The 10,097-nt window shown below is 63.8% G+C and carries 9 protein-coding genes and 1 pseudogene; 8 read left to right on the top strand and 2 right to left on the bottom strand.

Features of this window, described 5'->3' with window-relative positions; all coding sequences use genetic code 11:
* Nucleotides 1-20: 20 nt before the first annotated feature.
* From F0Q45_RS21100 to F0Q45_RS21085, 4 genes are all read left to right on the top strand, one after another.
* Nucleotides 21-1,226 carry a M28 family metallopeptidase gene (locus tag F0Q45_RS21100; RefSeq protein WP_149655795.1) on the top strand — a complete coding sequence of 402 codons (1,206 nt, stop codon included), beginning with the start codon at nucleotides 21-23 and terminating at the stop codon, nucleotides 1,224-1,226.
* Nucleotides 1,223-2,509 (top strand): D-arabinono-1,4-lactone oxidase, encoded by a 1,287-nt coding sequence (locus F0Q45_RS21095; protein WP_149655794.1) that lies wholly within the window; start codon nucleotides 1,223-1,225, stop codon nucleotides 2,507-2,509. Before F0Q45_RS21100 ends, F0Q45_RS21095 begins: the two co-directional genes overlap by 4 nt.
* Before the next feature lie 103 nt (nucleotides 2,510-2,612).
* Nucleotides 2,613-3,977, top strand: a complete 1,365-nt coding sequence (locus tag F0Q45_RS21090) for a wax ester/triacylglycerol synthase domain-containing protein (protein WP_149655793.1) — start codon at nucleotides 2,613-2,615, stop codon at nucleotides 3,975-3,977.
* Nucleotides 3,978-4,192: 215 nt separating this feature from the next.
* Nucleotides 4,193-4,486: an ANTAR domain-containing protein gene (locus tag F0Q45_RS21085; protein WP_149655792.1), complete on the top strand. Its 294-nt coding sequence runs from the start codon at nucleotides 4,193-4,195 to the stop codon at nucleotides 4,484-4,486.
* 19 nt (nucleotides 4,487-4,505) lie between these two features.
* Here the strand turns inward: F0Q45_RS21085 and F0Q45_RS21080 are convergent, their stop codons facing one another.
* The gene (locus tag F0Q45_RS21080; protein WP_149655791.1) at nucleotides 4,506-5,252 is read right to left on the bottom strand and encodes an IclR family transcriptional regulator; all 747 of its coding nucleotides are present in this window, start codon (nucleotides 5,250-5,252) and stop codon (nucleotides 4,506-4,508) included.
* 66 nt (nucleotides 5,253-5,318) lie between these two features.
* On the opposite strand from F0Q45_RS21080, the gene F0Q45_RS21075 reads away from it, so the two are divergent.
* Together F0Q45_RS21075 and F0Q45_RS21070 are read left to right on the top strand one after the other, a co-directional pair.
* Nucleotides 5,319-6,668, top strand: coding sequence for an FAD-binding oxidoreductase (locus F0Q45_RS21075; RefSeq protein WP_149655790.1), 1,350 nt, complete (start codon nucleotides 5,319-5,321; stop codon nucleotides 6,666-6,668).
* Complete coding sequence (locus F0Q45_RS21070; protein ID WP_149655797.1) at nucleotides 6,668-7,477, top strand: DAPG hydrolase family protein; 810 nt, start codon at nucleotides 6,668-6,670, stop codon at nucleotides 7,475-7,477. The genes F0Q45_RS21075 and F0Q45_RS21070 overlap by 1 nt, the downstream gene beginning before the upstream one ends.
* Before the next feature lie 3 nt (nucleotides 7,478-7,480).
* Here the strand turns inward: F0Q45_RS21070 and F0Q45_RS21065 are convergent, their stop codons facing one another.
* Nucleotides 7,481-8,041: a TetR/AcrR family transcriptional regulator gene (locus tag F0Q45_RS21065; RefSeq protein ID WP_149655796.1), complete on the bottom strand. Its 561-nt coding sequence runs from the start codon at nucleotides 8,039-8,041 to the stop codon at nucleotides 7,481-7,483.
* A gap of 353 nt (nucleotides 8,042-8,394) precedes the next feature.
* On the opposite strand from F0Q45_RS21065, the pseudogene F0Q45_RS21060 reads away from it, so the two are divergent.
* Nucleotides 8,395-8,832, top strand: a pseudogene (locus tag F0Q45_RS21060) (PPE family protein); the annotation flags it as partial.
* A gap of 602 nt (nucleotides 8,833-9,434) precedes the next feature.
* A partial coding sequence (locus F0Q45_RS21055; protein WP_149655788.1) for a PE family protein occupies nucleotides 9,435-10,097 on the top strand: 663 nt, incomplete at its 3' end.

Below are 10,097 nucleotides of genomic sequence, written 5' to 3'. Positions count from 1 at the left end.
CTGCGCGACAAGGAGCTGCTATGACCGCGATCACCGCACTGCCGACCGAGCTGGCCACGATGCGCGAGGTCGTCGAGACCCTGGCGCCGATCGAACGGGCGGCCGGCGAGCCAGGGGAGCACCAGGCGGCCACCTGGATCGTCGAGCGGCTGCGCGCTGCCGGGGCACAACATGCGCGGATCGAAGAGGAACTGTTCTACGACGGCTACCCACGGCTGCACGCCAAGCTTTCAGCGGTCGGAGTCGGCGCCGCGGTCGCCGGCTTGGTTAGCCGGCGGCTGCGGATCCCGGCCGCCCTGGCGGGACTGGGCGCGGGGCTGGCGATAGCCGACGACTGTTCCAACGGGATACGCGTCGCTCGCAAGAGACTCCAAAAGCCTAGAGCCACTTGGAATGTCGTGGCCGAGGCCGGTGACCCTGCGGGCCAGCAAACGGTGGTGGTGTGCGCTCATCACGACGCCGCGCATAGCGGAAAGTTCTTTGAGCCCGGCTATCAACGATTTTTCGTCGAGCGATTCCCGGGCCTCGTCGAGCGTATCGACACCTCACTGCCGAACTGGTGGCCGTCGATCTTGGCGCCGGCGGTCGCCGGTGTCGGGGCGCTGCGCAGCAGCCGCAAGATGATGCTTGCCGGAGCCGCGATGAGCGCGATCGGGGTGGCGGCCTTTACTGACATTGCCCGTAGTCCGATCGTGCCGGGAGCCAACGACAATCTCTCCGCCGTCGCACTGATCGTCGCGTTAGCCGAGCGGCTCCGCGACCACCCAGTCGATGGGGTGCGAGTGCTGCTGGTGTCCCTGGGCGCCGAGGAGCAGTTGCAGGGCGGCATCTATGGTTTCATTGCCCGCCACAAGTCTGAGCTGGACCGTGACCACAGCTACTTCTTGAATTTTGACACGGTCGGCTCCCCTGAGCTGATCATGCTCGAGGGCGAGGGCACCACGATCATGGAGGACTACTATTACCGGCCCTTTCGTGATCTGGCGGTGCGAGCCGCCGAGCGTGCCGAGGCGCCGCTGCGACGGGGCATGAGATCACGCAACAGCACCGATGCGGTGATCATGAGTCGCGCGGGCTACCCGACCGCCTGCTTCTCCTCGATCGACCGCCACAAGTCGCTGGCGAACTACCACCAGATGTCCGATACGCCAGACAACGTCGTCTATGCGACGGTGACGCACGCAGTCACCGTGGCTGAATCAGTGGTGAGGGAGTTGGCGCGGTGAGCACAGTGTGGAGTAACTGGCCCGGCGAGCAGGTGTGCGCGCCGTCGAAGGTGGCCAGGCCCAGCACCGAGGCCGAGCTGGCCGACATTGTGGCACGAGCTGCACAGCGCGGTGAGCGGGTGAAGGCGGTGGGCAGCGGGCACTCGTTCACCGACTGCGCGTGCACAGACGGCGTGATGATCGACATGACCGGCCTGCAGCGGGTGATCGATATAGACAAAACCGCGGGCGTGGCGACGGTCGAAGGCGGCGCCAAACTACGCCCGACCTTCTCACACTTGGCGGAGCACGGCCTTGCCCTGGAGAACCAGGGCGACATCGACAAGCAGTCGATCACCGGTGCGACCTCGACCGCGACACACGGCACCGGGGCCCGATTCACCAACGTGTCGGCGCAAGTCGTCGCGCTGCGGCTGGTCACCGCCAGCGGCGACGTCCTGAGCCTGTCCGAAGGTGACGACTACCTGGCTGCTCGGGTGTCAATCGGCGCCTTGGGGGTGATCTCGCAGGTGACCCTCACGGTGGTGCCGCTGTTCACGTTGCATCGCGCTGACGAGCTGAGGCCACTGAGTCAGACGCTGGATCGGCTCGACGAGTACGTGGACGGTAGCGACCATTTCGAGTTCTTCGTGTTTCCCTACGGGGATACCGCGCTGACGCGCACTACGCGCCGCAGCAACGAGCCGCCCAAACCCATACCTGGGTGGAAACGCCGGATCACCGATGATGTCGAAAACGCGGCGCTGAGCTTGATCTGCCGCACCGGCCGGCAATTCCCCTCCGCCGCACCAGGTTTGAACCGACTCATGACCAGGTTGATGTCGGAGTCCACCGTCCAGGACCGTGGCTGGCAGGTCTACGCCAGCGCGCGCAACGTGAAGTTCACCGAGATGGAGTACGCGATTCCCCGCGCGCATGCGCGTGCGGCAACCCAGCGCGTCATCGACCTCGTTCGCCGTCGTCAGCTGCCGATCATGTTCCCGCTCGAGGTTCGGTTCGGCGCCCCCGACGATGCCTTCTTGTCCTGCGCGCATGACCGCGACACCTGCTACATCGCGGTGCACCAATACATCGGCATGGAGTTCGAGACCTATTTTCGCGCTGTCGAAGAGATCATGAACGAGTACGCGGGCCGGCCGCATTGGGGCAAGCGCCATTATCAGACCGCCGCCACGCTTCGCGATCGGTTTCCCGCGTGGGACCGTTTCGCGGCAGTCCGCGATCGCCTCGACCCCAACCGCGTTTTCCTCAACGACTACACCCGGCGGGTGCTCGGCCCCTGACCGGGCGACCAACGACCCGACTTATAGGGACCAAAGTCATTGGCTGGTAACCAACTAGTGACCGCGGCCACCAAGCGTCGTACGTTTTGTGCGTGGAGACCTCATGACCGAGTTCATGCGCAACAGCGACGCCTTTACCTGGGCGATGGAAACCGATCCACGGCTTCGATCGACGGTAGTCACGGTGGTGCTGCTGGATCGTTCCCCGGACTGGGACGAGGTACGCCGACGGTTCGCCCTGATCAGCCGCGAGCTGCCGATGTTTCGCCAGCGGGTGGTCAAATCACCGCCGCCTGCCCCACCGCGGTGGGAGTACGACGCCGACTTCGACTTGGATTACCACATGCGGCAGGTGGCCGTCTCCGGAGCCGGCACCCTCGACGACGTGCTCGAGATGGCCCGGGTGGCCGAGATGCAGGATTTCGACCGGGCCCGAGCACTCTGGGAGACGACCTTGGTCGAGGGTCTGCCCGACGGCGGCGCCGCCGTGATCTGCAAATTCCATCACGCCCTCACCGATGGTGTCGGGGGGATCCAGATTGCGATGCGCCTATTCGACCTTTCCGAAGAGCATTACCAGCAGGAGCCGCTGCCGGATGCGCAGCAGCTGCCCGGGTCATCACCGCTCGACGGGTACCGCGACTCCTGGCGCTATGGCGTTTCGTTGCTCGCCCAGTCATTGACCGGCACGGCCAGCCGGGCGCCGCGACTGATGTACGGCCTTATTCGGCGACCGATCGCGACGGCCCGGTCGGCGGCGGCCAATGCAGCCTCGATCTACCGAACCGTTCGCCCGTTGAGTCACACCGGATCTGCACTGATCGGGGAGCGCAGCCTCATCCGGCGCCTTGGGGTGCACGAAGTTCCGCGAGTGCCATTGCGTGGGGCGGCGCACCGGTGTGGCGGCGCGCTCAACGATGCCTTTGTCGCCGGGGTAGCCGGTGGGTTGCGCATTTATCACGAGAAACACGGCGTTGCGGTGGGTGACTTGCACTTGACCATGCCAATCAGCCTGCGCACAAAGACTGATGACATGGGCGGAAACCGAATCACGTTGATGCGGTTCGATATTCCCGTCGGCGAGGCTGACCCAGCAAAACGGATCAGGGCCATCCACGAGCGCGTCAGCGCCGTCCGGCAGGAAAAGTCGCTACCGTACACCCAAGTGATTGCCGGCGTTCTCAACCTGATGCCGCGGTGGTACATCGGCTCGGTCCTGCGTCACGTTGATTTCTTGACCAGCGACGTGCCCGGCGTCCCGGTGCCTGTATTCCTAGGGGGAGCCGCGGTGCGGGCGCAATATGCTTTCGGCCCGACGATCGGCGCGTCGGTCAACGTCACGTTGTTGTCCTACGTCGACACCTGCTCCTTGGGCATCGACGTCGACACCGCCGCGATACCCGACTACACCGTCTTCCATGATGCTCTCGTTGCCGGCTTCGACGAGGTGCTTGCTCTCGCAGGCTAATTCGGCAAGGCCGAGCCCGTCCGGGCGGCGTCAGCCCGATCTTGCCCCGATACCAGAACTATTACGGCTACATACCGATCTCGTCGGCAATCTGGCACTACCGCATGGATCGACAAATCATGGCACGCAGCGCCAGCGCCACGCACGCTAGCAAAACCCGGCCTTTGCGACATCGGCCGGTTGCCTGGGCGATATAGGTAGGAGGTAGACACGGCATGACGGCAAACTGGGTGTCCACCCATATCTCGTGTGGCCCGAATTCTGGCCGCATTCTCGACACCGCGCGGGGCATTTTGATCGGTCTTCGTCGCTGCCCCTCGGAGGCAGCCTTCGACGAGCTGTTCAGAGCGGCACAACGACACAACGTATCAGTGTTCGCCATGGCATGGGCGCTGGTCCATCTGGCCGGAAATTCGGGAAAGGCAACGGCCAGCTTTGTGGATGCGCAGTCGGCGGCACGCGAGGAGTGGGGTCAGCTTTTCGCCGGGTCCGCCGCGCCAGCCCGCTGAGTGACGGGGTTGCGGGCGGTCAGCGCGCCCAGGCCGCAGAGTCGGCGGCAGCGCGCAGTGCAGCAATGATCAGCTGCTCCTTACCGCGGAAGCGCCCGGTTGGTGTCGGCACCGAAATCGCTACCACTTTGTTCCCTGCGGCCCGCCGCGCGATCGCGGCCGCCGAGATCCCCGGTGTGTGCTCATCACGGTCGAAAGCAATTCCGGTGCGACGAATATCGGCGATCTCGCGGCGGAGCCGCTCGGCAACCTCGTCGTCGAACCGAGCGAGAGCAGCCTCGGCGCCAGCGTCGTCGAGCGCCGCAAGCGCCGCCTTTCCGTTGGCCGTCGTGTCCAAGGGGAACCGAATACCGACTGCGGAAACCGCTCGTAGTCGGTGTGTCGACTCAATCTGGTCGACAAACAACATGCGCTGGCCACGCAGAATCGACAGGTCGACCGTCTCGCCTCCAGTTGCGGTAGCCACTCGCTCGATGGTGGGCCGGAATTTCGCGGCGACGTGTGCTCCGGTCGCGCTCCCAAACCCCAGGAGACGTTCGCCGAGCGAGAAGTGGCCGCGGTTGTCGACACTCGCCAAGCCGACCTCGACGAGTCCGACCAGCAGACGGCGGGTGGTCGACTTGGCCAGCTCCAACCGCTCGCTGAGGTCGACGAGGCGCAATTGGCCCGGTTCCGTGGCGATTTCGTCCAATGCGGCAGCGGCCCGACGCAATACCTGGATACCTTCGTCGCGATTCGTTGGCAATTTTCGTTCCCTGATGGCCACAGTTCCACTATAGTGGTCCGCACAGCGGATTTTGAAGAGCCGAAATGTGGATCAAAGGGGATGGCCATGACTGCTTTGCCGGCGGGGCGGCATTGGTTTCGCGGCGATGACGGCTACGAAGCAGCTCGCCGCGGCAGTGTGTGGCATCAGCGCGTGCCTGAGCGCTATCCCGAGGTGATTGTGCAGGCCGCCGACACCGACGACATCAAAGCGGGTCTTCGTTACGCCAAAGCCAACGGTCATAAGGTCAACATCGTGTCCGGTGGGCACAGCTTCGCTGCCAGCCATCTGCGCAACGGCTCCGTGCTGCTCGATGTCAGCCGTCTCGACCACGCGAGGATCGACGCCGAATCCAAAACCGCTGTGGTCGGTCCCGGCAAGGGCGGCAGCGTGCTGATGGCCGATCTGCAGGCGCAGAATCTGTTTTTCCCAGGGGGCCACTGCAAGGGCGTCTGTGTCGGCGGCTATCTGCTACAGGGCGGATACGGCTGGAACAGTCGAGTCTATGGCCCGGCTTGCGAGAGCGTCATCGGCCTGGACGTCATTACCGCAGATGGCGAGCAAATCCATTGCGATGCAGACCATCACCCCGACCTGTACTGGGCTGCTCGCGGGGCTGGCCCGGGGTTTTTCGGCGTCGTCACGTCGTTCTATCTCAAGCTGTACCCGCGGCCGGCCGCCTGCGGCACCAGCGTGTACCTCTACCCATTCGAGCTGGCCGAGGAGGTGTTTACCTGGGCCCGCGCGATCAGCGCTGACGTCGATCCGCGCGTCGAGCTGCAGGCTGTCGCCTCCCGCGGTGAACCGAACATGGGCATCGACGTGCCCGTGATCTCGTTTGCCTCGCCCGCGTTCGCCGACTCTGACGAGGAGGCCGCAAAGGCTCTCGCCCTGTTCGGCACTTGCCCGGTCGCCGACCAGGCGATCATCAAAATCCCTTATATGCCAACCGATTTGCCCAGCTGGTATGACATCGCGATGACTCACTATCTGTCCGACCATCACTACGCCGTGGACAACATGTGGACGTCAGCTTCGGCAGCAGAGCTGCTACCGGGTATCCGAACGATCTTGGACACGTTGCCCCCGCATCCGGCGCACTTCCTCTGGCTGAACTGGGGCCCGTGCCCTCCTCGCCAAGACATGGCCTACAGCATCGAAGCCGACATCTACCTGGCGCTCTACGGCTCCTGGAATGATGCGACGGACCCGGCCGACAGCGCACGTTACGCCGACTGGGCGCGCTCCAACATGGAGGCGATGTCCCATCTGGCCACCGGGATTCAGCTTGCTGATGAGAACCTTGCCCAGCGTCCGGCGCGCTTCGCTAGCGACGCGGCCATGGCCAAGCTGGACCGAGTGCGCGACCAATACGACCCCGATGAACTCTTCAACAGTTGGATGGGACGACTCTGATGGCCAGCGATCTTTACCTCGGCTACCGCAACGACGACGCGGACACACCGTTCGGCAAGTTCTTCAAACCCGAAATGGCGCCGTTGCCACAGCATGTCGTGCAGGCGCTGCAGCACGGTCCGCAAGGCGGGATGGCGCTGTTGGCCTTCGACGACGCCGCCAGCGTCGCCGACCAGGGTTACCAGCAGACCGAAAACGGCTACGGGGTACTCGATGACGGCAGCTATCACGTATCCGTCCGTACCGACATGCCCGGTGTCACCCCGGCAATGTGGTCATGGTGGTTTGGCTGGCACGGAAGCGACACGCGGCGCTACAAGCTGTGGCATCCGAGGGCACACCTGTCCGTCGCCTGGAAAGACGGAACCGATGCAGGCCACCAGGGCTCCCAGCGCTACATCGGCCGCTGGTCGTTGATCAGCGAGTACATCGGCTCATCGCTACTCAACGGTGCGATCCAATTCATCGCGCCACAGGAGTTGGGCTGTCCTCCCGATAGCGATGATGCGGTGTCGGTCTGTGCCCGGCTGGGCGCCGGTGATGCCCCGGTTGACGTGGGATGGTTCATCCACCACATCCGGTCCACACCAAGTGGGGCCGAGATGCGTTCCCGGTTCTGGATGGGCGGACCGCTCATCGCGGTGCGCAGGGCCCCTGGCGTCGCGTCAAAAGCTGTGCGTCCCATCGCATCGCGGATACTTGGCGACCCGGTGGCCAGCGGTCGTAACCTGCTGGTGCACTGCGCACAGGAGATGAACCACCTGGCCGGCTTCCTGCCCGTGCTCTACGAGAACTTCGGCGACGAGTAGGCCTTACTGACGTTCGGCGAATGCGGGTGCGACGAAATTCTGCACTAGTCGGCGTTCGGCGTCGTCGTCTTCGCCCGGCCAATAGATTAGAGACAGCACAACTCGAACTACCCATCTCGCGGCTTGAGGATCACCGCTGGCAAGTCCGGCAAGGTCGGTGGCGAACTGGGCGGTGAGCGGCGACTCCGCGAGCCAGGCTACTTGGCGCGTGCCACCGCGACTAGAGCCGATCATGAGTTGGCACACTGGGTCAGACCGAATTTGTCGGATTGTCAACATCATCGCTTCGACGAGTCGCTCCACCCCGCCCAGCGTCTCGACTGTCATACGTACGTTCTCGACAATGCGCGTCGCGGTCCGCCGGACGACGGCATTACGGATCTCGGTTTTCCCGCCGACGTACCGGTAAATGGTTGCTCGTGAGCAATGGACTCGGGTGGCCAGCTTATCCATGTCGAGTGCGTTGAGTCCGTCATGGGCGATGAGCTCGGCTGCGGCGTCGTAGATACGATCGGCGGCGGCTTCACGGCGATCACCTCCGAGAAGCCAGTCATCAGCAGCCACTTGGTCGCATGTCCATTCGTCCAGCAGATCCAGCCCAATTTCTAATCGTGAGACGAAGATAGCATCTTTTCTCAGCATCGTTGCAGGTCCTGACGCCGCGCTGAGACGGCCCGCAGAGCGGTCCGCCGGTGGCCCATTTCAACTTGGCTCCACGCCGTTGACCTGCACGTTTTCCCCCGTCAAGGTAATGCCACGACTACTTGTCGAACGGGTCGCTGAAGGCGCGGGATGACGTGTGTTGCATGGCAGATCAGCTCAACAAGAACCGAGTGCGGCACGGCGATTGCCGGATTGGCATGCGTTGATACCGGCGTGGGGCCCCATCAGGGAGGCCCCATAATGGAGGTTGGGCGATGAGCTTTTCGGTATTGCCACCAGAGATCAATTCGGCTCAGATATCCACCGGGGCCGGACCGGAACCATTGATGGCGGCCGCGACGGCCTGGGGCGGACTGGCAGACGAATTAGAGGCTGCCGCGACGTCGTTTGGATCGGTTACCGCGGGGCTGGTCGGCGGCTCATGGCTAGGGCCGTCGGCGGCGGAGATGATGGCAGCGGCAGCCCCCTACGCGGGTTGGCTGTCGGCTACGGCCGCCCAGGCCCGGCAGACGGCGACGCAAGCCGGGGCGTTGGTGGCTGAGTTCGAGGCGGTCCGATCGGCGGTGGTGCAACCCATTATGGTGGCGGCCAACCGCTCTAACCTGGTGTCGCTGGTGCTGTCGAACCTGTTCGGTCAAAACGCCCCAGCGATCGCTTCCGTCGAAGCCGCCTCCCGCATTCGCTGGCCTGCTCAACCTGGGCAACGCCCTCTCCGGCCTCGGGCATACCGGAAACCCGACCATCCCCAACCTGCTCGCCGGCATCGCCAACATCGGCACCGGCGCTGGCCCCTTCATCCGGTTCTAGATGACGGCCCGCATAGGCAGCAGACAAGCCACTGGGAGTCATGAATTTGAGAACCAACAGTAAGTGTCCAGGCGTGCCGCTATGCGATAGGTGCTTAGACGTCAACTTTCGGTGTTAGCATGATATTTGCTATTAATGATAGCGAGATTAAGGAGAATTATCTTAGTCGGAGTTGGATTGACCCCCATCCAGATCCTGCACGCTGGCGCCGAACGACTGCCGCTGCTGTATCGAAAGATTTAAGTTACTAACTTATCTGACGCCGCTAGCACAGCGCGGCGTGGTGAACACGATGACGGAATCAATCCTCCGTTTGGGATCTACGATGCGTATATAAATAGACGTTGATGACAATTCATTAGGTTTGCTGATGGGACTTTACGGAATTGCGTCGTTGAGTTAACATTGCAACGTCAACCATAAATTCAGCGACGCGAAATGAATGTTCGCCAAATAGTCGTGTCGCTGGCTCGAGCGGAGGGGTTTCATGTCTTTTTTGATCGCGGTGCCGGACATGGTGGCATCGGCGGCGGCCGATTTGACTGGTCTGAGTTCCATCCTCGCTGAGGCCAATGCGGCCGCGGCCAACTCGACGACAGGCGTGCTGGCCGCGGCTGAAGACGAGGTGTCAGCGGCGATTGCAGCCTTGTTCTCCGCCCACGGCCGCACTTACCAGGCGCTGAGCGAACAGGCGGCGTCGTTCCATGCCCAGTTTGTGCAGTCTTTGAACGCCGGCGCGGGAGCGTATGCCAGCGCCGAGGCCGCCAACGCCGCGCAAGCCCAGAGTCTGCTGGGCGCGATCAACGCCCCCGTGCAGGCGCTAACCGGACGGCCACTGATCGGCGACGGCATCGCCGGCGCTGCTGGCACGGGGCAAAACGGGGCACCGGGCGGCTGGCTGCTCGGGAACGGCGGAGCCGGCGGGTCCGGTGCAGCAGGTACCGGCCAACGCGGCGGGGCCGGCGGGGCCGCGGGTTTGATCGGCATCGGGGGTGCCGGTGGGGCAGGCGCGAGTTCGGCCACCGGTAACGCTGGTGCCGGCGGGGCCGGCGGCGCCGGTGGCTGGCTGTGGGGCAACGGCGGTGCCGGCGGGGCAGGTGGGGCCAGCACGTTTATGGCTGCGCCCGGCAACCCCGGCGGTTTTGGCGGT

It is taken from the genome of Mycobacterium simiae (assembly GCF_008370645.1).
In the GTDB taxonomy this organism is placed as follows: domain Bacteria; phylum Actinomycetota; class Actinomycetes; order Mycobacteriales; family Mycobacteriaceae; genus Mycobacterium; species Mycobacterium simiae_A.
This window is presented reverse-complemented; position numbering and strand designations above follow the sequence as displayed.

Bases quoted from the DNA above. Each gene is read 5' to 3' on its own strand.
- F0Q45_RS21075 (WP_149655790.1), top strand. From the start codon at position 5,319: ATGACTGCTTTGCCGGCGGGGCGGCATTGGTTTCGCGGCGATGACGGC.
- F0Q45_RS21100 (WP_149655795.1), top strand. From the start codon at position 21: ATGACCGCGATCACCGCACTGCCGACCGAGCTGGCCACGATGCGCGAG.
- F0Q45_RS21085 (WP_149655792.1), top strand. From the start codon at position 4,193: ATGACGGCAAACTGGGTGTCCACCCATATCTCGTGTGGCCCGAATTCT.
- F0Q45_RS21090 (WP_149655793.1), top strand. From the start codon at position 2,613: ATGACCGAGTTCATGCGCAACAGCGACGCCTTTACCTGGGCGATGGAA.
- F0Q45_RS21070 (WP_149655797.1), top strand. From the start codon at position 6,668: ATGGCCAGCGATCTTTACCTCGGCTACCGCAACGACGACGCGGACACA.